General features: G+C 64.4%; 24 protein-coding genes and 2 tRNA genes. 13 read left to right on the top strand and 13 right to left on the bottom strand.

From position 1 onward, the window contains the following. The first annotated feature begins 20 nt into the window (after positions 1 to 20). Positions 21 to 97 (top strand) — tRNA-Arg (locus ACIP21_RS15105). Between the two features lie 385 nt (positions 98 to 482). After that, positions 483 to 1,925 (top strand): magnesium transporter, encoded by a 1,443-nt coding sequence (gene mgtE, locus ACIP21_RS15100; protein WP_400688780.1) that lies wholly within the window; start codon positions 483 to 485, stop codon positions 1,923 to 1,925. Between the two features lie 198 nt (positions 1,926 to 2,123). On the opposite strand, the gene ACIP21_RS15095 is transcribed toward mgtE, so the two are convergent. Continuing rightward, a complete protein-coding gene (locus tag ACIP21_RS15095) occupies positions 2,124 to 2,450 on the bottom strand; it encodes an Arc family DNA-binding protein (RefSeq protein ID WP_003254499.1) in 327 nt (108 codons plus the stop codon). 346 nt (positions 2,451 to 2,796) lie between these two features. On the opposite strand from ACIP21_RS15095, the gene phnN reads away from it, so the two are divergent. From phnN to ACIP21_RS15080, 3 genes are all read left to right on the top strand, one after another. Next, the gene (gene phnN / locus ACIP21_RS15090; RefSeq protein WP_400688777.1) at positions 2,797 to 3,384 is read left to right on the top strand and encodes a phosphonate metabolism protein/1,5-bisphosphokinase (PRPP-forming) PhnN; all 588 of its coding nucleotides are present in this window, start codon (positions 2,797 to 2,799) and stop codon (positions 3,382 to 3,384) included. A 113-nt stretch (positions 3,385 to 3,497) separates the two neighbouring features. Next, positions 3,498 to 3,574: transfer RNA gene (locus tag ACIP21_RS15085), tRNA-Arg, on the top strand. 150 nt (positions 3,575 to 3,724) lie between these two features. Beyond that, a complete protein-coding gene (locus ACIP21_RS15080; protein ID WP_400688774.1) occupies positions 3,725 to 3,937 on the top strand; it encodes a hypothetical protein in 213 nt (70 codons plus the stop codon). Between the two features lie 29 nt (positions 3,938 to 3,966). Here the strand turns inward: ACIP21_RS15080 and ACIP21_RS15075 are convergent, their stop codons facing one another. Then, positions 3,967 to 4,923, bottom strand: a complete 957-nt coding sequence (locus tag ACIP21_RS15075) for an endonuclease (protein ID WP_400688772.1) — start codon at positions 4,921 to 4,923, stop codon at positions 3,967 to 3,969. Between the two features lie 130 nt (positions 4,924 to 5,053). Between ACIP21_RS15075 and ACIP21_RS15070 the strand changes: the two genes are divergently transcribed. Beyond that, a complete protein-coding gene (locus ACIP21_RS15070) occupies positions 5,054 to 6,895 on the top strand; it encodes a diguanylate cyclase domain-containing protein (RefSeq protein ID WP_400688769.1) in 1,842 nt (613 codons plus the stop codon). On the opposite strand, the gene ACIP21_RS15065 is transcribed toward ACIP21_RS15070, so the two are convergent. Together ACIP21_RS15065 and ACIP21_RS15060 are read right to left on the bottom strand one after the other, a co-directional pair. After that, positions 6,896 to 7,222 carry an AzlD domain-containing protein gene (locus ACIP21_RS15065; protein WP_400688766.1) on the bottom strand — a complete coding sequence of 109 codons (327 nt, stop codon included), beginning with the start codon at positions 7,220 to 7,222 and terminating at the stop codon, positions 6,896 to 6,898. Further along, positions 7,219 to 7,938, bottom strand: a complete 720-nt coding sequence (locus tag ACIP21_RS15060) for an AzlC family ABC transporter permease (RefSeq protein ID WP_400688763.1) — start codon at positions 7,936 to 7,938, stop codon at positions 7,219 to 7,221. The genes ACIP21_RS15065 and ACIP21_RS15060 overlap by 4 nt, the downstream gene beginning before the upstream one ends. Before the next feature lie 130 nt (positions 7,939 to 8,068). On the opposite strand from ACIP21_RS15060, the gene ACIP21_RS15055 reads away from it, so the two are divergent. Beyond that, entirely contained in the window at positions 8,069 to 8,947 is an 879-nt protein-coding gene (locus tag ACIP21_RS15055) for a LysR family transcriptional regulator (protein ID WP_400688760.1), read from the top strand. A 34-nt stretch (positions 8,948 to 8,981) separates the two neighbouring features. Here ACIP21_RS15055 and ACIP21_RS15050 read toward each other — a convergent pair whose 3' ends face one another. Next, complete coding sequence (locus tag ACIP21_RS15050; RefSeq protein WP_400688757.1) at positions 8,982 to 9,548, bottom strand: hypothetical protein; 567 nt, start codon at positions 9,546 to 9,548, stop codon at positions 8,982 to 8,984. A 215-nt stretch (positions 9,549 to 9,763) separates the two neighbouring features. Here ACIP21_RS15050 and ACIP21_RS15045 point away from each other — a divergent pair, with 215 nt between their 5' ends. After that, a complete protein-coding gene (locus ACIP21_RS15045) occupies positions 9,764 to 10,762 on the top strand; it encodes a diguanylate cyclase (RefSeq protein ID WP_400688755.1) in 999 nt (332 codons plus the stop codon). Between the two features lie 84 nt (positions 10,763 to 10,846). Here the strand turns inward: ACIP21_RS15045 and lpdA are convergent, their stop codons facing one another. From lpdA to ACIP21_RS15025, 4 genes are read right to left on the bottom strand one after another with little or no spacing between them, the layout of a single operon-like run. Next, positions 10,847 to 12,226: a dihydrolipoyl dehydrogenase gene (gene lpdA, locus ACIP21_RS15040; RefSeq protein WP_400688753.1), complete on the bottom strand. Its 1,380-nt coding sequence runs from the start codon at positions 12,224 to 12,226 to the stop codon at positions 10,847 to 10,849. Between the two features lie 2 nt (positions 12,227 to 12,228). After that, positions 12,229 to 13,491: a dihydrolipoamide acetyltransferase family protein gene (locus ACIP21_RS15035; RefSeq protein WP_400688750.1), complete on the bottom strand. Its 1,263-nt coding sequence runs from the start codon at positions 13,489 to 13,491 to the stop codon at positions 12,229 to 12,231. Further along, on the bottom strand, positions 13,492 to 14,550 hold the full coding sequence (locus tag ACIP21_RS15030) for an alpha-ketoacid dehydrogenase subunit beta (RefSeq protein ID WP_400688748.1): 1,059 nt from the start codon (positions 14,548 to 14,550) through the stop codon (positions 13,492 to 13,494). A 1-nt stretch (position 14,551) separates the two neighbouring features. Beyond that, entirely contained in the window at positions 14,552 to 15,784 is a 1,233-nt protein-coding gene (locus ACIP21_RS15025) for a 3-methyl-2-oxobutanoate dehydrogenase (2-methylpropanoyl-transferring) subunit alpha (RefSeq protein WP_400688745.1), read from the bottom strand. Between the two features lie 197 nt (positions 15,785 to 15,981). On the opposite strand from ACIP21_RS15025, the gene bkdR reads away from it, so the two are divergent. The 3 genes from bkdR to ACIP21_RS15010 all read left to right on the top strand — a co-directional run bounded on the left by bkdR (position 15,982) and on the right by ACIP21_RS15010 (position 19,477). Continuing rightward, entirely contained in the window at positions 15,982 to 16,467 is a 486-nt protein-coding gene (bkdR, locus tag ACIP21_RS15020; protein WP_008098689.1) for a Bkd operon transcriptional regulator BkdR, read from the top strand. 295 nt (positions 16,468 to 16,762) lie between these two features. Further along, positions 16,763 to 18,004, top strand: a complete 1,242-nt coding sequence (locus tag ACIP21_RS15015; protein ID WP_400689481.1) for a glutamine synthetase family protein — start codon at positions 16,763 to 16,765, stop codon at positions 18,002 to 18,004. Positions 18,005 to 18,133: 129 nt separating this feature from the next. Further along, positions 18,134 to 19,477 carry an MFS transporter gene (locus ACIP21_RS15010; RefSeq protein WP_400688742.1) on the top strand — a complete coding sequence of 448 codons (1,344 nt, stop codon included), beginning with the start codon at positions 18,134 to 18,136 and terminating at the stop codon, positions 19,475 to 19,477. 166 nt (positions 19,478 to 19,643) lie between these two features. Here ACIP21_RS15010 and ACIP21_RS15005 read toward each other — a convergent pair whose 3' ends face one another. The 4 genes from ACIP21_RS15005 to flgA form a co-directional block, all read right to left on the bottom strand. After that, positions 19,644 to 20,387, bottom strand: coding sequence for a flagellar brake protein (locus tag ACIP21_RS15005; protein WP_400688740.1), 744 nt, complete (start codon positions 20,385 to 20,387; stop codon positions 19,644 to 19,646). An 80-nt stretch (positions 20,388 to 20,467) separates the two neighbouring features. Beyond that, positions 20,468 to 20,935: a flagella synthesis protein FlgN gene (locus ACIP21_RS15000; protein WP_400688738.1), complete on the bottom strand. Its 468-nt coding sequence runs from the start codon at positions 20,933 to 20,935 to the stop codon at positions 20,468 to 20,470. Positions 20,936 to 20,986: 51 nt separating this feature from the next. Next, positions 20,987 to 21,301 (bottom strand): flagellar biosynthesis anti-sigma factor FlgM, encoded by a 315-nt coding sequence (gene flgM / locus ACIP21_RS14995; RefSeq protein ID WP_400688736.1) that lies wholly within the window; start codon positions 21,299 to 21,301, stop codon positions 20,987 to 20,989. Positions 21,302 to 21,451: 150 nt separating this feature from the next. Beyond that, positions 21,452 to 22,204, bottom strand: coding sequence for a flagellar basal body P-ring formation chaperone FlgA (gene flgA, locus ACIP21_RS14990; protein ID WP_400688733.1), 753 nt, complete (start codon positions 22,202 to 22,204; stop codon positions 21,452 to 21,454). Between the two features lie 77 nt (positions 22,205 to 22,281). Here flgA and ACIP21_RS14985 point away from each other — a divergent pair, with 77 nt between their 5' ends. Then, the gene (locus ACIP21_RS14985) at positions 22,282 to 23,211 is read left to right on the top strand and encodes a chemotaxis protein CheV (protein WP_400688731.1); all 930 of its coding nucleotides are present in this window, start codon (positions 22,282 to 22,284) and stop codon (positions 23,209 to 23,211) included. 51 nt (positions 23,212 to 23,262) lie between these two features. Continuing rightward, positions 23,263 to 24,090 (top strand): protein-glutamate O-methyltransferase CheR, encoded by an 828-nt coding sequence (gene cheR, locus ACIP21_RS14980; RefSeq protein WP_400688729.1) that lies wholly within the window; start codon positions 23,263 to 23,265, stop codon positions 24,088 to 24,090. Positions 24,091 to 24,298: the final 208 nt, after the last annotated feature.

The raw sequence follows: 24,298 nt of genomic DNA, 5'->3' as shown, positions 1-24,298 counted from the left end.
GGTCTAAAACTACCAACCACGGACTCATAGCTCAGCTGGATAGAGTACTCGGCTACGAACCGAGCGGTCGCAGGTTCGAATCCTGCTGAGTCCGCCATACATCAAGAAGCCCGCTCATTTGAGCGGGCTTTTTGCTTTCTCCGGGCGCTGAATTTCCAGCGATACCCAACTAAGCTCATCAGTACGTGTTACAGCGCGTACACATCCAGGCACACATCCAATGTGCTCAATGCGCGAGCCAAGCCGTCGCACTGTTGGCTTCGAGCGTTGTCATAGCTTTATTGCGCAAACGATTGTTCTGGCCAAAATTTTAAGCGATCTGACAGCTAAGGCAGTGTATGATTGCGCCCGTCAGCCCCGCCGGGGCTTGTGGAAAACCACCATGGACTTACCCAGTAGTTACCCCTTAACAAGATTCATGCAGCTTGATCTGACCGATTGATTCCCCCGGCGTGCTCCGCTGCTGGGAGTGGAGTTCGCCTATGACTGAAGTAGAAGTAAAGAAAGCGCAGGAAAGCCTGCAGGACCGCCTGGCCCAGGTGGTCGAACTGCTGCAGCGCCAGCGTGTGGTGGAAGACCTGACCCATCGTCAGGAAGGCCAGCACAACGACCTGGTGGAGAGCCTGGTCCACCGTCAGAATCTGGTCGAGCTGCAGCGCAAGCTCGACGATCTTCACCCTGCCGACATCGCCTACATCCTCGAAGCCTTGCCCCTGGAAGACCGCCTGACGGTCTGGCAGCTGGTGCGCTCGGATCGTGATGGCGACATCCTCCTCGAAGTGTCCGACTCGGTGCGCCAGTCGCTGATCGCCGACATGGACGATCACGAGATCCTCGCGGCCGCCAAGGAAATGGACGCCGACGAACTCGCCGACCTGGCCCCTGAGCTGCCGCGCGACGTCGTCCATGAGTTGATGGAAACCCTCGATGCCCAGCAGCGTGAGCGCGTGCGTTCGGCGCTGAGCTATGACGAGGAGCAGGTCGGTGCGTTGATGGACTTCGAGATGGTCACCATCCGCGAAGACGTCAGCCTGGAAGTGGTGCTGCGCTACCTGCGCCGGCTGAAAGAATTGCCCAACCACACCGACAAGCTGTTCGTGGTCGACTACGACGGTATCCTCAAGGGTGTGCTGCCGATCAAGCGCCTGCTGGTCAACGACCCGGATAAGATGGTGGCGGAGGTCATGGCGACCGATCCGGTATCCTTCCACCCCGAGGAAGATGCCTACGACGCGGCCCAGGCCTTCGAGCGTTATGACCTGGTATCGGCGCCGGTGGTGGACAAGGCCGAGCGTTTGATCGGTCGACTGACCATCGATGAAATGGTCGACCTGATCCGTGAGGAAAGCGAAAGCGAAGTCCTCAACATGGCCGGTCTGCGTGAGGAGGAGGACATCTTCGCCTCGGTCTGGCGCTCGCTGCGCAACCGCTGGGCTTGGCTGGCAGTCAACCTGATCACCGCGTTTCTCGCTTCGCGGGTGATCGGCTTGTTCGAAGGCTCGATCGAGAAGCTGGTGGCCCTGGCCGCCCTGATGCCGATCGTGGCGGGCATCGGCGGCAACTCCGGCAACCAGACCATTACCATGATCGTTCGGGCCATGGCGCTGGACCAGGTGTCGCCCGGCAACACCAGCCGGCTGATGCGCAAGGAGCTGGCGGTAGGGTTGCTCAATGGCCTGATCTGGGGCGGGGTGATCGGTGCGGTGGCGTTCTGGCTGTATGGCAGCTGGTCGCTGGGCGTGGTGATGACCGCGGCGATGACGCTGAACCTGTTGCTGGCGGCATTCATGGGCGTATTGATCCCGATGACCTTGACCCGCCTGGGCCGCGACCCGGCCATGGGCTCGAGCGTAATGATCACCGCGGTGACCGACAGTGGCGGTTTCTTCATCTTCCTGGGCCTGGCAACCCTGTTCCTGCTCTGACGCGAGCCCTGTAGGAGCGGCCTTGCGTCGCGAAAGGGGTGCGTAGAGCCCCCAGCCATTTCGAAACGGTCAAGATCCCGGGAGCGCTGGGCGCTCCTTTCGCGACACAAGGCCGCTCCTACAAGTGCGTGAAACCCGGAAGAATCCAACGAAAAAAGCCAGCTTGCGCTGGCTTTTTTCTGTCTGCTGCAAACGACCTCAGGAGGCGTCGGCAGCCATTTCCACATCGTGAGCGATGAGGGCCACCAGCGCGTTCTGCTGGCGGTGGGAAAGCTGGCGGAAGCGTTGCAGCAGCTCGCGCTCGTGCAACGACAGCTCCGGGCTGTCAAGGCGCATGCTCAGCTCGTCGCCCAGCGCACCTTCCTGGATAAGGCTTTGTTCCAGGCGGGCGATGATCTCCGAGTTCATGCTGCGGTGATGGTTGCGCGCTACCTCGGCAATGCGCTCACGCATTCCGTCTGGCAGGCGGACGACGAACTTGTCTGCGGTGCGGCTCGAATAAATAGCCTGTTTCATTGGGCGCATATAAATTGACCGGTTTTTAGTTCAGGGGAAAGCGGTTCACAAATTGGCCGCACGGGATGGTGGTACGACCGTGGCGACGACAAAATGTTCAACCGTCAACGAAATTAATGGTGTCATCTTGCCTCAAAGTCGCCGTTTCCTTGGCGTCAATTCTGTGACAAATAGTGATCTGGATAAAGGCTTTTTGCCAGTACCAATTATCAGAAATGAGCACTGGTTTGAAAAGTTTTACATTATCCAGCCATTCGCACCGTCAGCGCCTTGCCGTCAAAAACCTGTAAAACGCAGCAAAGCTCCCAGAAAACACCTAGAATGCGCGGGTTTCCTTTCATAGAGCATAGTGGCTATGCAACATGACGCAAGCCCCCGAGGCCCTACCTCTGGTCGCCTGATATTTCTGGTAGGACCGTCGGGTTCGGGAAAAGATTCCTTGATCGATGCTTCTCGCGCGCAATTAGCCGCCGCAGGGGTGGAAGTGATCCGCCGGGTGATCACTCGCTCTGCCGAGGCAACCGGTGAAGCGGCCCATGGAGTGAGTCCCGAGCGATTCGAGGCCATGCGCGCGCAAGGCGCATTCGCCATGCACTGGCAGGCCAATGGCCTGAGCTATGGTATTCCGGCCGAGCTGGATCGATGGCTGGGGCAGGGGCGGTCTGTCCTGGTCAATGGCTCGCGTGCCTACCTGCCTGAAGCGCGCCTGCATTACCCCGACCTGTTGGCGATCAGCCTGGTGGTGAAGCCTGAGGTGCTGCGCGAGCGTCTGCTTGGGCGAGGGCGCGAGACGTCGGAGCAGATCGACCAGCGCCTGGCACGTAATGCCAGGCTTCAGGCCAGGCCTGATTCCTCGGTACATCTGCTGGACAATTCCGGCCCGTTGACCACGGCAGTTGACGCGTTGCTGGCACTGCTGCGCGAGGAGCGACTGATCCAGTAAGTCGCACGGATATGCCCTACATGCAAAAAGCCCGATTGAGGCATGACAAACGGCAATCTGCTGGTTAACATGCTCGCCATCCAGCCGTGCGGCGCTCGCTGCCGGTTCTTGCCGTCTCAGTAGCTCAATTGGATAGAGCATCCCCCTCCTAAGGGGAAGGTTGCAGGTTCAATTCCTGCCTGGGACGCCATCTTCCCGAATCCCCCAAGCCCGATACTGCGCAACTGCCGCAACTCTCCCTTCCCGGGTGGTTTCCTTCCATGGCGAACGCAACTCGTGCATGAGCTGCCTTGATGCTTTTACATAACCGGACTAATACTAAAGCACTGCTGAAAGAGGGATGATCATGCAGCCGCGCTTCGTTGTGGTACCTGCTGTACCGGTCGAGAAGGATCTGATTCCACGACGCGAGCCGTTGCTGTCTCGCCTGGTGGCCGATGGTTTCGATCTCTATGACACCCAGGCAAAGATGAGGCTCTGCCAAGGGTTCCTGACCCGGCGGGAAGCCGAGGCGGAATGTGTGCGCCTGAATGGCCAGTGGCGCGCAGAGTAGAAAATGGGGCGGCTGGCGCCCCACTGTCGTTACTTGCAGTTCCCCGCCTTGCGATACCCCGCAGCCTGCGCTTGCGCTTCCGTGCCAAACGCCACCTGGTTCTTCTGCGACACCTGCCCATACCCGGGGCAGCCGCTGGCCAGGTGGTACACATGGCTGTTGCTGTTGCCAATCACCGCGCTCCCTTCGGCGGCACTGGCCAAGGTCGGCTTGCCTGCCGGCCTGGCGGCGGCCATCGGCGCAGCATCGGCCCCTTGCGGCGCATAGCCCAGCGTCCACTTGCGGGCACCGGTCACGAACGGGTTGTCATGCCCCATGATCGCGGCAATGCGCTGCTCGCGCTGCTTTTCCCAGGCGCTCACCGGGTGCTGCTTGTCCCAGGCCATCAGCACCTGCTGCTGCTGGCGCGACATGCTCAGCTTGTAGCGATCGAACATGTAGAAGGTAGTGCGCGCCACCAGTCCCTTCACTTCGTCACGCGGCTCGGCGACCTTCTGCTGGAAGTCGATGCGAGTGGTGCACTGCCCGTACTGCGGTGCCACGCCAGAGACCATGCCGTAGTTGAAGTTGCTGCGGTCACCGTTGACCTCGCCCACGGACGGGTAGAGGTTGAACAGGTCGGCTTCCATTGCGCGGAAGGTCGGGTCGCTGTCCACGCACTGTTCGCGCCCGCCGTTCTGCCAGCACTGGCGCTGGTGGCCGAAGGTCCAGGCCGGGACGATATGTTCCCACTCGGTGCGTTCGGCGCGGGTTTTTACCTTGCGGGCCTCGTAGCCGCACGACTTGAGGTCGACGCGCCCGCCGGACTTGCCGGCCCAGGTCCACTTGCAGCCGCAGTAGAGTTCGCCCATGGCACTGCTGGCCTGGTCGAGGTAGATCTTCTGTTTGGCGATGACCTTGGCTTCGGTGAAGGTGGCGGGCGGTTCGGCGAAGGCGGTGGGAATGGCGGCGAGGGTGAGGGCGACGACGTAAAACAATTTCTTCATGAAAAAACATCTTCGGCTTACAAAAAAACCGATTATACGGCTTGCCGAAACGGATTGAAGAGAGGGAAGGCTTGCGCTTGAGCGCGGCACCGCTATCGTTGCGGATTAGGATTTTGTCGAGCGAGTCGTCATGCAAATCGCCCCGTCACCCCTCAACGAAGCTGCGCGCCTGTGCTTCCTCGAGAGCCTGAATATCCTCGATACCCCCGCCGAGGAGACCTTCGACCGCCTCACCCGGCTGGCCAGCGTGCTGCTCGATGTGCCCATGGCCCTGGTGTCGCTGGTCGACATGAACCGCCAGTGGTTCAAGTCGCGCCAGGGCCTGGATGCCACCGAGACCCCCCGGGACATGGCGTTCTGCGCCCACGCCCTGTTCGCCGAAGACATCCTGGTGATCCCGGATGCCACCGCCGACCCGCGCTTCGAGGACAACCCGCTGGTCACCGGTGGGCCGGGCATCCGCTTCTACGCCGGGGTGCCGCTGCGCTTTGCCGGTGAACTCGCCGTCGGCACGCTGTGTGTGCTCGACACTCGCCCGCGGCAGATCTCCGACACCGAGCTTGCGCACTTGCGCGACCTGGCGCGCATCGTCGAGCGGGAGATGCTCCACCGCAGCCTGGCCATGGACTCGGGCACTGCGACGCGGCAGGCCGAGCAGAGTGCCTTGCAGTCGTCGGAGGTGCGCTTCCAGCGGGTGTTCGACAACAGCCCTACCAGCAAGGCCCTGGTCGGCCTGGACGGGCGCATCCTCGAACCCAACCGCGAGTTTTGCCAGCTGGTGGGCAAGAGCAGGGAGTGGTTGGTGCTGACCCCGTTCGGCGAACTGGTCGACCCGCAGGACCTGGCCAAGGTGACCGGGCCCTGGCAGGCGATCGTCACTGGCGAGCAGGACGCGCAGGTGTGCGAAGTGCGCCTGGTCACCGCCGGCAACCCGGCACTGTGGGCCGAGCTGAGCCTGTCGGCCTTGCGCAACGAGAATGGGGTTACCGAGCAATTGGTGGTGTTCGTGCGTGACATCAGCGAACGCAAGCGCCGCCAGCAGCAGTTGCAGCGCTACCAGGCCACCCTCGAACAACAGGTCGCGCAGCGCACCGAAGAGCTGGCGCGCAGCCAGGAAACCCTGCAGGCCATCGCCGACAATATCCCGGTGCTGATCGCGCAGATCGGGCCAGACCTCGAATACCGCTTCAACAATGCCGTGTACCGGCAGATCTTTGGCGTCGAGCCGATCGAACTCAAGGGCCGCAAGGTCAGCGATGTGCTGCCGGCGGACGTCTACCGGCAATTGCTGCCGTGCTTCCAGCGAGCCCTGGCCGGAGAGCGGGTGGAGGCCGACAACGTGCGCTACAGCCCCGACGATTCAAGGATCTGGCATGCGTCCTACGTGCCGGATGTCCGCCATGGCAAGGTCGAGGGTTTTTTCGTCATGTCGCTGGACGTCACCGAGCGCAAGCGCAAGGAAAAGACCCTGCTCGACCAGGCCACCCTCGATGCGCTGACCGGCCTGCCCAACCGCGTGGCGCTGCATCAGGAACTGGGCTACTCCCTGCAGCAGCGGGCACCGTTCGCGCTGTTCTTCATCGACCTGGACGGCTTCAAGCAGGTCAACGACCAGCATGGCCACGAGGCCGGAGACGCGGTGCTGCAAGCGGCGGCGGGGCGCATGCTGGCGATCATGCGCGCCGATGACATGGTCGCCCGGCTGGCCGGTGACGAGTTCGTCGTCGTCGCCCAGGCCGTAGCCAGCCAGGCCTCGGCGCAGGACATCGCGCGCAAGCTGTGCGATGTGCTGTCGGCGCCGGTCGTGGTGGAGGGTGCGCAGGTGACCGTGGGCGCCAGCATCGGGGTCTATCTCAACCCCACCGGCCACGACCCGCAGACGGTCGACGATGTCCTGGCGCTGGCCGACAAGGCCATGTACGAAGCCAAGCGCGGCGGCCGCAACCGTTACAGCATGGTGCCCGATCGCTGATCAGTAGCCCCAGTGCTGCAGCCCCCACAGCACGCCCATGCCGACTGCCAGGGTCAGCAAGGTGCTGCGGGTGCGCCAGGCGATCAAGCCAGCCACCACGGCGGCCGGTATCTGCGCGTTGCCCCAGTCGATGCCGGGCTGGCCGGCCTTGAACACCACGGCCGGCAGCACCAGCGCCGCGAGCACGCTGGCCGGCACGTACACCAGCGCGCGCCGCAGCATCGGCGGAATGCGCAGGGCGCCGTAGAACTCGATGAACGACAGGCGGATGGCGAAGGTGCCCAGGCCGATCAGGGCGAAGGTGATCCAATGGCTCATCTCGATCATGGCGCCTCCGCAGCCACAGGTGCGCCTTTGCGCAGTTGCTCGATGGTCAGCCCGGCCGTCACCCCGCCCACCGAGGCGACCAGCAGGCCAAGGTTGTACGGCAAGTCATGGGCCAGCACCGCCAGCCCGCCACCGAGCAGCGCTGCGCCGAGGGTCGCCGGGTTGCGGATGCCGGGCACCAGCAGCGCCAGGAACGACAGCGGGATGGCGAAGCCCAGCGACCAGGACGCCGAGATCCCCGCGCCCAGGTAGATGCCCGCCAGCACCGCCAGGTTCCAGCCAAGCCACAGCGGTATGGCGGTGCCCATGTAGTAGGGGAAGGCGAAGCGGCCCAGCCCGTTGGCGCCGAACCTGAGGGTGCACAAGGCAAAGGACTGGTCGGAGAGCAGGTACGACAGTGGCCAGCTACGCCGGCGTGGCTGATCGCTGAGGTGCGGGGCAAGCGCCGCGCTGTACATCAGGAAGCGCAGGTTGATCACCCATGCGGTGACCACCATGGTCAGCGGCAGGGCGCCGGTCTGCATCAGTTGCAGCACCACCATCTGCGCCGACCCGGAGTAGAACAGCAAGGTCATGCCCAGGGTTTCGAACGGGGACATGCCCATGCCGATGGCCGTCACCCCGGTGATCAGGCCGAACGGCACCACGCTGGTGGTCAGTGGCAGGGCCGCGCGGGCGCCGTCGACCCACGCCTGCATCGCGCTGTTGTAGCTCATGTGAATTCCTTGGCGATATCCAGCCAGGGCAGCAAAGCCGCTGCCCGGCCTGTTCAAGGTAAAAGCGCCGGCACTTGGTAACAACGCAGATTTCTGGAATATTAGGCCTAAAAAAAATAGGCCTGAAACCATGTCACTGGATTCTCCCACCCGGCACACCTTGCAGCTCAATGCCCTGCGCGCCTTCGAAGCCTCGGCGCGGCTCGGCGGTTTCGCCCGTGCGGCCCATGAGCTGAAGGTCACCCCCGGTGCCATCGCGGCGCTGATCAAGACCCTGGAGAGCCAATACGGAGCTGCATTGTTCGAACGCCACGCCAAGGGCGTGCGCCTGACGCCGCTGGGCGAAAGTGTGAAGGTGCAGTTCACCGAGGCCTTCGACGCGGTGGAGGAGGCCGCGCGCACCCTGCGCCGCCTGGCCGCGCCGCAGCGGGTGCATATCGTCACTTCGCCGGCCCTGGCGCAGTTGTGGATCGGCCCGCGCCTGCCGCGCCTGACAGAGATGCTGGCGCCGATCGAGATTTCCGTCACGGCGGTGGACGAGCCGCCCAACCTCAAGCGCAGCCCGTTCGACTTGTGCCTGTTCTATGTCGACACCCTCGAGCGCGGCCAGCGCACGCTCGCCGAGGAACATATCCTGCCGGTGTGCAGCCCCGCGCTGGCCGGGCAGCTCGGCCGCCTCGAAGACCTGGCTGGTGCACGCTGCATCAAGGACGTCGGCTGGCAGGACTGGGACGTATGGTCGAGCGCGGTGATGCCCGGGCAGTCGTTCGTTGCCCGTGGCCCCGGCTTTTCGCTGTACTCGATCGCGGTGCAGCAGGCCTTGCTCGGCGCGGGGGTGCTGATCGGCCGCCGAAGCCTGATACAGCCCTATCTGGAGCGTGGCGAACTGGTCGCACCGCTGGGCTGTTCGGTGCCTTTGGGGCTGACCATCGCCGCCTGGCGCTTGCCTGGCGCCACCGGCAACCCGCGCGTGGCGGCCGTCGAAGAGGCGCTCGAGCAGCTGGCATGAGGGGCGACCGGTGTTGCACCGGCCACCCCCGTGCTCAGACCTGGCCGGCTTGCAGCGCCTTCTCGCGCTCGTCCGTGCCCTGGGAGGCGGCGATGTCGGTACCCTGGCGAGCCTGCTCGGCCCGCACTTGCTGCTCGGCGACCTTGGCCTGGGTCTTCATCTCCACGTCTTCCTTCATGCGCTGGGCGATCTGCTCATCGACCTTGGCCTGCTGCTCGGGCGGCAGGGCGTTGTATTCGTCCTCGGTCATGCCCAGTTCCTGCAGGATCTTTTCCTTGATCTTCTCCTCTGGCGACTTGGCCATGTAGTCGCGGAAATCCTGCACCGCGTCGCTGGTTTCCTGGGTGCTGGCCCCGGCCTGCTGGCGCGCGGCGACATCCGGGTTCTGCAGCAGCACCTTGAGCTTGGCGAAGGCCTCTTCGCGAGCGTCGTCGGCCTTCTGCTGGGACGTGCTGCCCTGGCTGTTCTGCTGGCTGGACGTATTGCCGGCCGCCACGGGTGCGCGCACCGGCATGAACGCAGCTTGGGCCTGCTCGTGGTTGGCGCGCTGCTGTTGCTGCACGGAGGCCTGCCAACCCAGGCCGTTGAGGGTAATTGCCATGTGTTCCTCCTTGGACGTTGCAAAGCCTGGGGAGAAGGGCAAGACCCATGCCAGCGGTTTGGGGCACGAAAATAGGGCACTGTGGCTATTCCGGTGGCCGCGCGCCGGGCATATGCTTGCCCGGCAGAGGCACCATCTTGCCGCTTGCGGCAAACATGATCATGGACGGCAGCCCCATCGCCGGGCGCAGTTGCTGTACCGCAGAGGGAGCGTCAATGAGTCAGCAATCAAGGCCGGCGCCTGCCGGTTTCAGCGAGCAGCAGTTGCACTTGCTGTTCGATCTGGTCAGCGATGGCATCTGGGACTGGGATGCCAACAGCGGCTACGTTTACCGCAACCCCGGCTGGTACGCCATGCTCGGCTACGCCAGCCATTCCATGGCCAACACCGTGCTCACCTGGGAGAGCGTGATCCATCCCGAGGACTACCCACGGGTGATGGCGCACTTCGAGGCGTACCTTGACCAGCGCAACGAGCACTATCGCATCGAATACCGTTGCCGCTGCGCCGATGGCAGCTACCTGTGGGTCGAGGACAGCGGGCACATCATCGCCCGCAACGACGACGGCTCGGTGGCACGCATGCTTGGTGCCCATCGCAACATCGACGCCGGCAAGCGCCTGGTGGCGCAGCTGGAGCAGAGGAACCAGTCGCTGGAAAGCCAGGTGGCCGAGCGTACCCGCGAGCTGTCGTGGGTCAACCAGCAGTTGCAGCGGCAACTGGACGAGAACCGTGAATTGGCCGAGCGCGACGCCTTGACCCGCATCGCCAACCGCTACCGGCTGGAAAAGACCTTGCAGCAGGCGTGCGAGCGGGCCCAACGCTTTCGCCAGCCGTTGGCGGTGATCGCCATGGATGTGGACGACTTCAAGCCGATCAACGATCGTCATGGGCATGCCCGCGGCGATGCCGCGCTGGTGCAGGTGGCGCATTGCCTGCACGGTAGCCTGCGAGAGCAGGACCTGCTGGCGCGTTGGGGTGGGGATGAGTTCGTGATGGTGTTGCCGCAGACCGGCCTGGGCGATGCGCTGGAAGTGGCAGGCTACCTGCGCGAGGTGATGGCGCAGGCCGAACCGGTGGAGGGGTGCCTGCTGACCCTGAGTTACGGCGTGGTGCAGTGGCAGGAAGGGGAGGATACCCAGGCGTTGTTGGCGCGGGCCGACAAGGCCCTGTACCGAGCCAAGGATCGTGGCAAGAACGCCATTTCCGAGTAAGCCTGTGCCGGCCTCTTCGCGGGTAAACCCGCTCCCACAGCCTGTGGGAGCGGGTTTACCCGCGAAGAGGCCGGCACAGGTCTTTCAGATGTGCAATGCGTGCCCCAACGCCCGCAAGGCCGCTTCCTGCACCGCCTCGCCCAAGGTCGGGTGGGCATGGATGGTGCCGGCCACATCCTCCAGCCGCGCGCCCATCTCCAGCGATTGGGCAAACGCCGTGGACAGCTCGGAAACCGCCACGCCCACCGCCTGCCAGCCGACGATCAGGTGGTTGTCACGCCGCGCCACCACGCGCACGAAGCCGCTTTTCGATTCCAGGCTCATGGCCCGGCCGTTGGCGGCGAACGGGAACTGCGCGACGATGCAATCCAACCCTTGCTGGCTGGCCTGCTCCGGCGTCTTGCCGACCACCACCAGCTCCGGGTCGGTGAAGCACACCGCGGCAATCGCGCCGGGTTCGAAGCGCCGTGCCTTGCCGGCGATGATCTCGGCCACCATCTCGCCCTGGGCCATGGCCCGGTGCGCCAGCATCGGCTCACCGGCCACGTCGCCGATGGCCCAGACATTGCGCATGCTGGTCTGGCAACGTTCGTCGATGGCGATGGCGCTGCCATTCCTCTTCAGGTCCAGGCATTCGAGGTTGAAGCCCTGGGTGCGCGGGCGACGGCCCACGGCCACCAGCACTTGGTCGGCTTCCAGGCGCAGTTGCCCGCCCTTGCCGTCGCCGGCCAGAAGGCAACCCTGTTCGTAGCCTTCGACGCTGTGCCCCAGGTACAGGGCAATGCCCAGCTTCTTGAGGGATTCGGCGACCGGTGCGGTCAGCTCGCTGTCATAGGTCGGCAGGATGCGCTCGCGCGCCTCCACCACGCTGACCTGCGCGCCGAGCTTGCGGTAGGCGATGCCCAGCTCCAGGCCGATGTAGCCGCCGCCCACCACCACCAGGTGCCGGGGTAGCGCCCGGGGGGCCAGGGCCTCGGTGGACGATATCACCGGCCCGCCCAGCGGCAGCATCGGCAGCTCGACGCTGCTGGAGCCGGTGGCCAGCAGCAGGTGCTCGCAGCGGATGCGCTGGCCGTCGACCTCGACGTGCTTGCCGTCGAGCACCTTGGCCCAGCCGTGGATCACCTTGACCCCGTGCTTTTTCAGCAGCGCCGCCACGCCGCTGGTCAGGCGGTCGACGATGCCGTCCTTCCAGGCCACGCTCTGGCCGATGTCCAGGCGTGGCGCGTCTACCTTGATGCCCAGCGCCGACTGCCCGGCAAAGCTTGTGGCCTGGTGGAACTGCTCGGCCACGTGGATCAGCGCCTTGGACGGGATACAGCCGATGTTCAGGCAGGTGCCGCCCAGGGCCTGGCCCTCGACCAGCACGGTGGGGATGCCCAGCTGCCCGGCGCGGATGGCGGCCACATAGCCGCCGGGGCCGCCGCCGATGATCAGCAGGGTAGTGTCGATGATCTGGGACATGCTCACTCCACGAACAAACAGGCAGGTTGCTCAAGCAGGCCACGCACGGCCTGGATGAACTGCGCGGCATCCATGCCATCGACCACCCGGTGGTCGAACGAGCTGGACAGGTTCATCATCTTGCGCACGACGATCTGGCCGTCGACCACCACGGGGCGCTCGACGATGCGGTTGACGCCGACGATCGCCACCTCCGGGGTGTTGACCACCGGCGTGCTGACGATGCCGCCCAGGGCCCCGAGGCTGGTCAGGGTGATGGTCGAGCCGCTCAGTTCCTCGCGGCTGGCCTTGTTGCTGCGGGCGGCATTGGCCAGGCGCGCGATCTCGCCGGCGTTGGCCCACAGGCTGGCGGCCTCGGCATGGCGCAGCACCGGCACCATCAGGCCGTTGTCACCTTGGGTGGCGATGCCCACATGCACCGCGCCGTGGCGGGTGATGACCTGGGCTTCGTCGTCGTAGGTGGCGTTGATCTGCGGGAAGTCGCGCAGGGCGACGACCAGGGCGCGGACCAGCAACGGCAGCAGGGTCAGCTTGCCGCGAGCATCGCCGTACCTGGCGTTGAGTTGCTGGCGCAGGGCCTCCAGGGCGGTGACGTCGATTTCTTCCACGTAGCTGAAGTGGGCGACGCGGCGCTTGGCGTCCTGCATGCGCTGGGCGATCTTGCGGCGCAGGCCGATCACCGGCACCTGCTCGCTGTCAGTGCGTCTGGCATAACCACTCGGGGCCTGGCCAGCGGTGCCCTGGGGCTTGCTGATGAAGGCGTCGAGGTCTTCGTGCAGGATGCGCCCGGCCGGGCCGCTGCCGTGCACGTAGCGCAGCTCGATGCCGGCATCCAGCGCGCGCTTGCGCACGGCCGGGGAGGCCAGTGGCTTGTCGCCTGGCTGGCGCGGCACGATCGGTGCGGGTTCATGCTCCACCGGCGGCTGGTATGCCGCAGGTCGGGGGGCGGCTTGCGCTGCGGGCTGGGCCGCAACCGGCGCTTCCACTGGCTTGGGCTGCGGCACATCGACATGGTTGCCGCCACCTTCCACTTCGATGCGGATCAGCTCGCTGCCGACCGCCATCACCTCACCCGGCTGGCCACCCAGGGCCAGCACCTTGCCGCTGACCGGCGAAGGGATTTCCACGGTGGCCTTGTCGGTCATGACATCGGCCACCACCTGATCCTCGGCGATCACGTCGCCGACCTTGACGAACCACTCCACCAACTCGACCTGCGCGATGCCTTCGCCAATGTCCGGCATCTTGATGACGTGCGTGCCCATTCAGACCTCCATGACCCGTTTCAATGCCGCGCCTACCCGTGCAGGGCCGGGGAAATAGGCCCATTCCTGTGCGTGGGGGTAGGGGGTGTCCCAGCCGGTGACGCGCTCGATCGGCGCTTCGAGGTGATGGAAGCAGTGCTCCTGCACCAGCGACACCAGTTCGGCACCGAAGCCGCAGGTGCGGGTGGCTTCGTGCACGACCACGCAGCGGCCGGTCTTGCGCACCGACTCGACGATGGTCTCCAGGTCCAGCGGCCAGAGGCTGCGCAGGTCGATGACCTCGGCGTCGACGCCGCTTTCCTCGGCTGCCACCTGGGCCACGTAGACCGTGGTGCCGTAGGTCAGTACGGTGACGTCGTTGCCCGGGCGGGTGATCGCCGCCTTGTCCAGCGGCACGTTGTAATAGCCATCCGGCACGGCGCTTTGCGGGTGTTTCGACCAGGGGGTTACCGGGCGGTCGTGGTGGCCGTCGAACGGGCCGTTGTACAGGCGCTTGGGCTCGAGGAATATCACCGGGTCGTCGCATTCGATCGAGGCGATCAGCAGGCCCTTGGCGTCATACGGGTTGGACGGCATGACCGTGCGCAGGCCGCAGACCTGGGTGAACATCGCCTCGGGGCTCTGGCTGTGGGTCTGGCCGCCGTAGATGCCGCCGCCGCACGGCATGCGCAGGGTCAGCGGGGCGATGAACTCGCCGGCCGAGCGGTAGCGCAGGCGGGCCATCTCCGAAACGATCTGGTCGGAGGCGGGGTAGAAGTAGTCGGCGAACTGGATTTCCACCACCGGGCGCAAGCCGTAGGCGCCCATGCCCACGGCGGTGCCGACGATGCCACTCTCGGAGATCGGCGCGTCGAACACGCGTGACTTGCCGTACTTGGCCTGCAGGCCTTCGGTGCAGCGGAACACGCCGCCGAAGTAGCCGACGTCCTGGCCGTAGATCACCACGTTGTCGTCGCGTTCGAGCATCACGTCCATGGCCGAGCGCAGGGCCTGGATCATGGTCAGGGTGCTGGTGGCCATGGCGGTTTCCGGGTTGATGCTGTTGTTGTGGTCGTTCATCTCAAACCCCCAGTTCCTGGCGCTGGCGGCGCAGGTGGTCGGGCATGTCCTTGTACACGTCCTCGAACATCGAGGCGGCGCTGGGGATGTGGCCGTTGGCGAGGGTGCCGTACTGCTCGGCCTCCTTCTGCGCGGCGATCACGGCGGCCTCGAATTCGGCGGTGGTGGTCTGGTGTTCGTCTTCCGACCAGTGGCCGATCTTGATGAGGTGCTGCTTCAGGCGGGCGATCGGGTCGCCCAGCGGGAAGTGGCTCCAGTCATCGGCGGGGCGGTACTTGGACGGGTCGTCGGAGGTGGAGTGCGGGCCGGCGCGGTAGGTGACCCATTCGATCAGCGATGGGCCGAGGCCGCGGCGGGCGCGTTCGGCGGCCCAGCGCGAGGCAGCGTACACGGCGACGAAGTCGTTGCCGTCGACCCGCAGCGAGGCGATGCCGCAGCCCACGCCGCGCCCGGCGAAGGTGGTCTGCTCGCCGCCGGCGATGGCCTGGAAGGTGGAGATCGCCCACTGGTTGTTGACCACGTTGAGGATCACCGGGGCGCGGTACACGTGGGCGAAGGTGAGGGCGGTATGGAAGTCCGACTCGGCGGTGGCGCCGTCGCCGATCCAGGCCGAGGCGATCTTGGTATCGCCCTTGATCGCCGAGGCCATGGCCCAGCCGACCGCCTGCACGAACTGGGTCGCCAGGTTGCCGCTGATGGTGAAGAAGCCGGCCTCGCGCACCGAATACATGATCGGCAGCTGGCGACCCTTGAGCGGGTCGCGCTCGTTGGACAGCAACTGGCAGATCATCTCCACCAGCGACACCTCGCGGGCCATCAGGATGCTCTGCTGGCGGTAGGTGGGGAAGCACATGTCGGTGCGGTTGAGGGCCAGTGCCTGGGCGCTGCCGATGGCTTCCTCGCCCAGGCTCTGCATGTAGAACGACATCTTCTTCTGGCGCTGGGCGACCACCATGCGGCTGTCGAAGATGCGTGTCTTGAGCATGGCGCGCATGCCTTGGCGCAGCACCTGCGGGTCGATGCCCTCGGCCCACGGGCCCAGTGCATTGCCCTGCTCGTCGAGCACGCGGATCAGGCTGTAGGACAGGTCGGCGGTGTCGGCAGCATCGACATCGATCGGCGGTTTACGGACTTGCCCTGCGTCGTTCAGGCGCAGGTAGGAAAAATCGGTCTGGCAGCCTGGCCGGCCTGTGGGCTCGGGCACATGCAAACGCAGGGGGGCGTACTCGTTCATGCTTTTTACGCTCGCTCGAATATTGTTTTTGTGAGCTTTGAAGCGGCCGCCGCTGGCTACCGGCTTGTGACTGGCAGGTCAGCGTCATCTACATCTTAGTGGCAGGTGGGGAGAATATTTCTCTCAAGTTGATTGCCTTTGCCGGAAGGGGAAGATAAACATTCCGGATAAACACAAAAAACCGGTGAATTTGTCTCATGCGCAAGCTCGATCGTACCGATATCGGCATTCTCAACAGCCTCCAGGACAACGCCCGCATCACCAACGCGGAGCTGGCGCGTTCGGTGAACCTGTCGCCCACGCCGTGCTTCAACCGGGTCAAGGCCATGGAGGAGCTGGGGGTGATTCGCCAGCAGGTGACCTTGCTGTCGCCCGAGGTACTGGGGCTGGATGTGAACGTGTTCATCCATGTCAGCCTGGAAAAGCAGGTCGAGCAGGCGTTGCACCGGTTCGAGGAAGAGATCGCCGAACGGCCCGAGGTGATGGAGTGCTACCTGATGACCGGGGACCCGGATTACCTGCTGCGGGTGCTGTTGCCGAGCATCCAGGCGCTGGAGCGGTTTCTCGATTACCTGACACGGTTGCCGGGGGTGGCGAACATCCGCTCCAGCTTTGCCCTCAAGCAGGTGCGGTACAAGACGGCGTTGCCGTTGCCTGCCAATGGCATGACCTTGCGGGAGTAGCTTTCACCTGTACTGGCCCTTTCGCGGGTAAACCCGCTCCCACAGGTACAGCACAAGCTCCAAGCAATGTGTGATCCCTGTGGGAGCGGGTTTACCCGCGAAAGGGCCAGTACAGGCAATAGAGAGGGTGCTTGATATTTTAAACACCCGGAGCCTATGTTGTTGCCAGCCTATAACAACAAGGACAAGCGTCATGACCACCGCCGCCCACCGCTCGCCCGTCGAGCTCCTGCAGGGCATCGACCAGATCGAATGCGTCACCCCCGACCTCAACGGCGTCCCGCGCGGCAAGGTGATGACCGCCGAGGGCTTTCTCGAAGGCCGCCGCCTGCAGATGGCTCGGGGCGTGCTGCTGCAATGCATCATGGGTGGCTACCCGCCGGCGCGCTTCTACGGCAGCGACGACGGCGACCTGGCGCTGGTGGCGGACCCTGGGCAGACCCACCGCCTGCCGTGGAGCGACGACGGCCTGGCGCTGGCCATCTGCGATGCCGTCGAGCTCGACGGCAGCCCTTCGGCGCTGTCCACCCGCGGCCAGCTCAAGGCGGTGATCGCCCGCTATGCGGCCCTGGGCCTGGCACCGGTGGTGGCGACCGAGCTGGAATTCTTCGTCTTCGCCCCCAATACCGACCCGCATCAAGCGTTCCTTCCGCCAGTCGGCAAGGATGGCCGCCGCGAGCTGGGCCATTCGGCGTTCAGCGTCAGCTCCAACAATGGCCTGCGTCCGTTCTTCCAGGAGGTCTACCGGTGCATGGCGGCGCTCGGCCTGCCACGTGACACCTTCATGCACGAAATGGGCGTCAGCCAGTTCGAGATCAACCTGCTGCACGGCGACCCGTTGCAGCTGGCCGACCAGACGTTCCTGTTCAAGCACCTGCTCAAGGAGGTGGCGCTCAAGCACGGCCTCACGGTCGTGTGCATGGCCAAACCGCTGGCGCACACTCCCGGCAGCTCGATGCACATCCACCAGAGCCTGGTGGACATCGCCAGCGGGCGTAACCTGTTCAGTGACGAGCAGGGCCAGGCAACCGACGCCTTCCATCACTTCATTGGCGGGCAGCAGGCGTGCATGGCGGACTTCACCGCGTTGTTCGCGCCCAATGTCAATTCCTACCAGCGCCTGTGCCACCCCTATGCGTCGCCGAACAACGCCTGCTGGTCCGAGGACAACCGCGCCGCCGGCCTGCGCATCCCGGCCAGCGCGCCGGCGGCGCGGCGGGTCGAGAACCGCCTGGCGGGCGCCGACGCCAACCCTTACCTGGCCATTGCCGCCAGCCTGGCCGCCGGCCTGCACGGCATCGAGCAGCGGCTGCAGCCGAGCCCGGCGATCCAGGGCGAGTTCGAGGTGCCCGAGCACCTGAGCCTGCCGTGCACCCTGCACGCCGCGCTGCAGCGCCTCAAGCACAGCAGCCTGGCCCGGGAGCTGTTCGGCAGCGAGTTCATCGATGGCTACCTCGCCACCAAGACCCTGGAGCTGACGGACTTCTTCGACGAAATCACCCCCTGGGAGCGGCGCGTGCTGGCGGCACAGGCCTGAGCACGACACAACCGCTACCGGACGCGCCCCCGTTTGCCAATTTTGCCTGCGAGGGCCTGCGTCGCGGCCGTTTTGCTTTTATGCTTGCCAGCAAGCCAACGCCACCTGACCTGGGAGCTGACGGGACGTATGCGAAACATCTGGAAGCCGTTTCAGTCGTTGTATTTCGCGGCCTTGATGATGCTGATCGGCTCGGGCCTGCTCAGCACCTACCTGGCCCTGCGCCTGGCGGCCGACCATGTCGACAGCCTGTGGGTGGGGGCGCTGATGGCCGCCAACTACTTCGGCCTGGCGCTGGGCGGCAAGATCGGCCATCGCCTGATCGGCCGGGTGGGGCACATAAGGGCCTACACCACCTGCGCCGGCATCGTCTGCGCGGCGGTGCTCGGCCATGGCATGACCAGCTGGTTGCCGGTGTGGGTCGGGCTGCGGATGATCGTCGGCCTGGGGATGATGTGCCAGTACATGGTCATCGAGAGCTGGCTCAACGAGCAGGCCGAGGCCAAGCACCGCGGTGCGGTGTTCAGTGGCTACATGATCGCTTCGTACCTGGGCCTGGTGCTTGGCCAGCTGATCCTGGTGGTGCACCCGGAGCTGGGGCCTGAACTGCTGATGCTGGTGGCCATGTGCTTCGCCCTGTGCCTGGTGCCGGTGGCGATGACCCGGCGCATCCACCCGGCGCCATTGCGCCCGGCACCGATGGAGCCGAAGTTCTTCATCAAGCGGGTGCCGCAGTCATTGAGCACGGTGCTCGGCTCGGGCCTGATCGTTGGCTCGTTCTATGGTCTGGCGCCGCTGTATGCGTCCAGCCAGGGGTTGTCGACCGAGCAGATCGGCCTGTTCATGGGCTGCTGTATCTTCGCCGGGCTGCTGGTGCAGTGGCCGCTGGGCTGGTTGTCCGACCGCTATGACCGGGCGGTGCTGATCCGCAGCGTGGCGCTGGGCCTGGGGCTGGCCTCGGCACCGCTGGCGTTTCTGCCCAGCGTGCCGCTGGAAGCGCTGTTCGGTATCGCCTTCGTGATTTCGCTGTTGCAGTTCTGCCTGTATCCGCTGGCGGTGGCGTTTTCCAACGACCATGTGGAGAGCGAGCGGCGGGTGTCGCTGACCGCCATGCTGCTGGTCACCTACGGCGTCGGGGCCTGTATCGGGCCGTTGGCGGCGGGGGTGCTGATGAAGGTGCTGGGGCCGCAGATGCTCTATGCCTTCTTCGTGTTCTTTGCCCTGGTGCTGGTATGGCGCATCCGGCCGAAGGCGGTCACCGGGTTGCACCAGGTGCAGGACGCGCCGCTGGGCCACGTGGCCATGCCGGCGGCCGGTTCGCCGCTGTCGGCGGCGCTCGACCCGCGGGTGGATGAGCAGACCGTGCAGGAGGTGATGCAGGCGCCGGTGGCGGCTGAGGATACCGAGGATGAGGACAAGGCCGAGCCGGAGGTAGAGGCTCGGGCTGGGGATGAGGTCAGCAAATCGGTCTGAGCCTGTGCCGGCCTCTTCGCGGGTGAACCCGCTCCCACAGGAACTTCACTGCTCCCAGGCCTTGTGATATCCCTGTGGGAGCGGGCTTGCCCGCGAAGAGGCCGGGCCTGCAACCCCATGAACAAGAACGCCACCCGATGGGTGGCGTTGTGCATTCAGCGGCCGATCAATAATCGTCCTTGTCGAACCGCCGCGCTTCACGCTGCAGCTGGTAGACAAAACTCTCGATCTTGCGCTGTGCCTGGCCATTGAGGTTATGGAAGCGCACCCCGGCGAAGGTGGTGTTGATGCGCTCCTCGTAGTGCAGGTGGCGCAGCTCGACCATGGTGTCGACCAGGCCCAGCGGGTTGCTGGCCTTGAAGCGCTCGTACACCTGGCCCAGTTGCAGGCGGTCTTCGACGTTGCCTTCGAAGCGCAGCTTGCAGCCGGTGGCGGAGATGTCCAGCAACTTGCCGCGCAGGGCGCCGTTGCCTTTGAGGAAGCTGCCGTCGAGGACGATGTCGACCAGTTGCGACAGCTTCAGCGCCGCGCGGAAGGCATTGCGGCGCTGGTGGTAGGTCATTTCCAGGGGCAGGGCGCCGCGGTAGCAGCGGTGGCCGTCGATCTCGGTGATCTTCAGCTCGTGGTCGCACTCCCAGGCGATGCGCACGCCGTCATGGAAGCCTTCGACACGGAACGGCTCGCCGTTCTCGATGAATTTCTCGCCATCGCGCGGGATCATTTCGTCCAGCGCCAGGATGTCGTTGTCACGGTCCACGTGCACCACGTAGCTCTGGAACCGCTGGCTGCGCTCATGGAAGGTGATGATCAGGGGATCATGGCTGTCTTGCAGCTGGCGCAGGTTGGCCGTGATCTCCAAAGGCGTGTTCAGCACCTTCGGTGGTTGCGGCTCATCGGTTTCGTTGAACACGGGTTATAAATCTCCAGGCATAAACGACACACGCAATGTACGGCATTTTGCCAGTATGTTCCGTGCCTTGATAGAAGTAATCACACTTGGCTGAGCGCCCGGGGCTTGGCCAGTGGGGAAGTGGTGCCACGGCTATCGTACAGCGACGGCGCTTCGCCGCCCTGGAGGATTCTGATCTGGTTGGCCGTGACATGCTGCTGCACCTGGATGATCCGCCCGTTGGTCTCGTTGACCTTCTGGCAGGCGTCCATCAACTGGGTCAGCACATCGAGTTGCTGCATGATCAGCTCGCCGTTGTCCGACTGCGCAGCCAGTGCCTGCACACCGGCCCGGTTGGCGCCGAGGCCAAGGCTGGTCAGCAGGTTGTTGCGGCGCGTGCCTTGCTGCTCGAGCAGGACGATCAGCGACTGCTTGCGGGCCAGGATGCCCTCCAGCGGTGCCATGTCGCGGGCGTGCAGGGCCACCGCCTCCTGCTGGAGGAGGTCGAGCAGTTCCTGCGTCGGTGCGATGTCGTCTTCGATCAGTTGCAGCAAAGTGATGTCGTGCATGGCTAACTCTTGGCTTTACATAGCGTCCGTGAAGTCAGCGCGCCGAACGGCTTAGCGCTGAGCTTCGAAATCGAGCAGTTTGCTGGCGACCCGGCCGGCATCGACCTGGTAGCTGCCATCTGCGATCGCCTGCTTCAACTGCGCCACGCGGGCACTGTTGACGACGGGCTGGTCGCGCAGCTTGTCGCTGACATTCTGCAACTTCTGGGCCTCTTGGCTGAGGTGTACTGCTTCTCCGCTGGCGCTGGCCTTTTGCGGCGTTTCGACAGTTTCGCCGGTTTTTTCGGCGCTGCCGGACGTGCCGTTGCCACGCACGCCGCCCGTGATGGACGGAGAGTTATTCAAACGACTGAAGTCGATAACCATGATCAGAAACCTCTGGGTGTTTGGACGCTTGCCTTGTTTTCGGCCAACCCGAAAGAAACTTTAGGCACAAATGCATAGCCGCCTGTCAGCAAGCTCGCGACCCGTTCCCGGCACAGTTTAGGAAAAGCAATTGCACACCGCCAGCCCAATCTACATGGCGACCTCGACCTGGCCGGGGCCGGTGACCCGGGCTTTGACCACCCGTTGCGAATTGAGGTTGCGCACCCGGATCTGCTCGCCCTGGCCACCCTTGCTCAGGGCCTCGCCGGGCATGCGCACGCTCAAGGTACCGGTAGTGGCGGTGATCACCACATGGTCGCCCTTGCGGATCACCTCGGCCTGCTCGAGATGCTGCGGGGTCAGCACCTGGTCGATCACCGTCGGGCGCAGCATCTTCATGCCCACCGCCTGGTCCAGGTCGGTAAGAAAACCCTGGGTCAGGCTGCCCACATCGCGCTCGCGCAGGGCCACATCGCCTTCGCCGATCAGGTTTTCGCGCTTGAGCGGGCGGGTCACCACCACCACATCGCGGAACAGCCGCACCGTCGCCGGCACGAACACCGTCCACGGCGCGTTGCTGTCGCAGCGGACCTTCACGGTGACCCGGCCCAGCGGCACGGCCGGGCTTTCCAGCGAGGCATCCAGCTGCTGGCTGCACAACGGCATGCGCAGGCGCGGGTCGAGCGGGTTGACCTGGATCTCGTAACGGCCTGCCGTCTGGGTGGTTGCCAGGTAATCTTCGACGGTGAACTCAAGAAACCCTTGGGTGACACCGATAAGCTGTTCAGGCAAGGTAACCGCGTCCGCCAGCGTGCGCGTGCCGGGTGCCGTCAGGCACAGCACGGCCAGCGCGCCGTTCAGCAGGTGCGTCAGTCGTCGGAAAATTGTCGTTTTCGTATACATGACGCTCAAAAAAGCAAAGCCCGTGCCGACTCTCTGTTTTGAGTTGCAACGAATGGCTGAAAAAGAAGGAGTCAGGCATGGCGGGGGTAATGGATTCAGTCAATCAGCGCACGCAGCTGGTCGGGCAGAATCGCCTGGAATTGCTGCTGTTCCGCCTCAATGGCGATCAGCTCTATGGCATCAACGTGTTCAAGGTCCGCGAGGTGCTGCAGTGCCCGGACCTGACCTTGCTGCCCAAATCGCACCGGGTGGTGCGCGGCGTGGCCAACATTCGCGGGGCGACCATCCCGATCCTCGACCTGTCGATGGCCACCGGCCTGCCGGGGTTGAAGGAAGACACGCGCAGCAGCTTCGTCATCATCACCGAGTACAACACCAAGACCCAGGGCTTCCTGGTGCACTCGGTCGAGCGCATCGTCAACATGAACTGGGAAGAGATCCATCCGCCACCCAAGGGCACCGGCCGCGATCACTACCTGACCGCGGTGACCCGGGTGGACAACCGCATGGTCGAGATCATCGACGTGGAGAAGGTGCTGGCCGAGGTGGCTCCGGGGTCCGAGACGGTGTCGGCCGGCGTGATCGATGCCGAGGTGCAGGACAAGGCCACGATGCTGCGGGTGCTGACCGTCGACGACTCGTCGGTGGCGCGCAAGCAGGTCAGCCGTTGCCTGCAGACCGTCGGTGTCGAGGTGGTGGCGCTCAATGACGGCCGTCAGGCCCTGGACTACCTGCGCAAGCTGGTGGACGAGGGCAAGAAGCCGGAAGAAGAGTTCCTGATGATGATCTCCGACATTGAAATGCCGGAAATGGACGGCTATACGCTTACAGCAGAGATTCGCAGCGACCCGCGCATGCAAAAACTGCATATCTGCCTGCATACTTCGCTGTCCGGGGTGTTCAACCAGGCGATGGTGAAGAAGGTCGGGGCCGATGACTTCCTGGCCAAGTTCAAGCCGGACGACCTGGCCCAGCGGGTGGTCGACCGGATCAAGGCAACGCATTGAAGCAGCCGGGGGCTGGCCCCCGGCACCAGTGATTGAAAAGAGGCGGCAGTAGTGTCTACGGGTAATTTGGAGTTCGAACAGTTCAGGGTCTTCCTGGAAAAAGCCTGTGGCATCCTGCTGGGGGAGAATAAGCAGTACCTGGTTTCCAGCCGTCTCAACAAGCTGATGGAACAACAGGGCATCAAGAGCCTGGGCGAGCTGGTGCAGCGCATCCAGACCCAGCCGCGCGGCGGCCTGCGCGAGCTGGTGGTCGACGCCATGACCACCAACGAAACCCTGTGGTTTCGCGACACCTACCCGTTCGAAGTGCTGAAGAACAAGGTCATTCCCGAGTTCATCAAGAACAACCCTGGCCAGCGCCTGCGCATGTGGTCGGCGGCCTGTTCGTCGGGGCAGGAGCCTTACTCCATCTCGATGGCCATCGATGAGTTCGAGCGCAGCAACCTGGGCCAGCTGAAGATGGGCGCGCAGATCGTCGCCACCGACCTGTCCGGGTCGATGCTGACCAACTGCAAGACTGGCGAGTACGACAGCCTGGCGATTGCCCGTGGCCTGTCCCAGGAGCGCCTGCAGCGCTACTTCGACACCAAGGCGCCGGGGCGCTGGGCGGTCAAGCCGGCCATTCGCAGCCGCGTCGAGTTCCGCTCGTTCAACCTGCTCGACAGCTATGCGAGCCTGGGCAAGTTCGACATCGTGTTCTGCCGCAACGTACTGATCTACTTCTCGGCGCAGGTCAAGAAGGACATCCTGATGCGCATCCACAGCACCCTGAAGCCTGGGGGCTACCTGTTCCTCGGCGCTTCCGAGGCGCTGAACGGGTTGCCGGACCATTACCAGATGGTCCAGTGCAGCCCGGGGATCATCTACCAGGCCAAGTAAGCGCAAAGGCCGGCAGCGAAAGTTGCCGGCCTTTTTGTTTGCCTGTGGCGGCCTCTTCGCGGGTGAACCCGCTCCCACAGGTACCGCGCTGCCCTCGGCGTCAGTGCGATACTTGGACTGCCCCCAAAAAGTTGGACAGTTCTAAGCAGCAGCCTGAGTCCTGTACTCAACAGGGCTCAGGCCATTAAGCCTCAGCTTGATACGGTTA

The sequence above is a fragment of the Pseudomonas sp. NPDC089401 genome (assembly GCF_044749485.1).
Classification (GTDB): domain Bacteria; phylum Pseudomonadota; class Gammaproteobacteria; order Pseudomonadales; family Pseudomonadaceae; genus Aquipseudomonas.
Note: the sequence above shows the minus strand (reverse complement) of the source record. Positions and strands in the feature narration are given on the sequence as shown.

Coding starts and splice junctions, on each gene's coding strand:
- mgtE (WP_400688780.1), top strand. CDS start 483: ATGACTGAAGTAGAAGTAAAGAAAGCGCAGGAAAGCCTGCAGGACCGC.
- ACIP21_RS15095 (WP_003254499.1), bottom strand. CDS start 2,450: ATGCGCCCAATGAAACAGGCTATTTATTCGAGCCGCACCGCAGACAAG.
- phnN (WP_400688777.1), top strand. CDS start 2,797: ATGCAACATGACGCAAGCCCCCGAGGCCCTACCTCTGGTCGCCTGATA.
- ACIP21_RS15080 (WP_400688774.1), top strand. CDS start 3,725: ATGATCATGCAGCCGCGCTTCGTTGTGGTACCTGCTGTACCGGTCGAG.
- ACIP21_RS15075 (WP_400688772.1), bottom strand. CDS start 4,923: ATGAAGAAATTGTTTTACGTCGTCGCCCTCACCCTCGCCGCCATTCCC.
- ACIP21_RS15070 (WP_400688769.1), top strand. CDS start 5,054: ATGCAAATCGCCCCGTCACCCCTCAACGAAGCTGCGCGCCTGTGCTTC.
- ACIP21_RS15065 (WP_400688766.1), bottom strand. CDS start 7,222: ATGATCGAGATGAGCCATTGGATCACCTTCGCCCTGATCGGCCTGGGC.
- ACIP21_RS15060 (WP_400688763.1), bottom strand. CDS start 7,938: ATGAGCTACAACAGCGCGATGCAGGCGTGGGTCGACGGCGCCCGCGCG.
- ACIP21_RS15055 (WP_400688760.1), top strand. CDS start 8,069: ATGTCACTGGATTCTCCCACCCGGCACACCTTGCAGCTCAATGCCCTG.
- ACIP21_RS15050 (WP_400688757.1), bottom strand. CDS start 9,548: ATGGCAATTACCCTCAACGGCCTGGGTTGGCAGGCCTCCGTGCAGCAA.
- ACIP21_RS15045 (WP_400688755.1), top strand. CDS start 9,764: ATGAGTCAGCAATCAAGGCCGGCGCCTGCCGGTTTCAGCGAGCAGCAG.
- lpdA (WP_400688753.1), bottom strand. CDS start 12,226: ATGTCCCAGATCATCGACACTACCCTGCTGATCATCGGCGGCGGCCCC.
- ACIP21_RS15035 (WP_400688750.1), bottom strand. CDS start 13,491: ATGGGCACGCACGTCATCAAGATGCCGGACATTGGCGAAGGCATCGCG.
- ACIP21_RS15030 (WP_400688748.1), bottom strand. CDS start 14,550: ATGAACGACCACAACAACAGCATCAACCCGGAAACCGCCATGGCCACC.
- ACIP21_RS15025 (WP_400688745.1), bottom strand. CDS start 15,784: ATGAACGAGTACGCCCCCCTGCGTTTGCATGTGCCCGAGCCCACAGGC.
- bkdR (WP_008098689.1), top strand. CDS start 15,982: ATGCGCAAGCTCGATCGTACCGATATCGGCATTCTCAACAGCCTCCAG.
- ACIP21_RS15015 (WP_400689481.1), top strand. CDS start 16,763: ATGACCGCCGAGGGCTTTCTCGAAGGCCGCCGCCTGCAGATGGCTCGG.
- ACIP21_RS15010 (WP_400688742.1), top strand. CDS start 18,134: ATGCGAAACATCTGGAAGCCGTTTCAGTCGTTGTATTTCGCGGCCTTG.
- ACIP21_RS15000 (WP_400688738.1), bottom strand. CDS start 20,935: ATGCACGACATCACTTTGCTGCAACTGATCGAAGACGACATCGCACCG.
- flgM (WP_400688736.1), bottom strand. CDS start 21,301: ATGGTTATCGACTTCAGTCGTTTGAATAACTCTCCGTCCATCACGGGC.
- flgA (WP_400688733.1), bottom strand. CDS start 22,204: ATGTATACGAAAACGACAATTTTCCGACGACTGACGCACCTGCTGAAC.
- ACIP21_RS14985 (WP_400688731.1), top strand. CDS start 22,282: ATGGCGGGGGTAATGGATTCAGTCAATCAGCGCACGCAGCTGGTCGGG.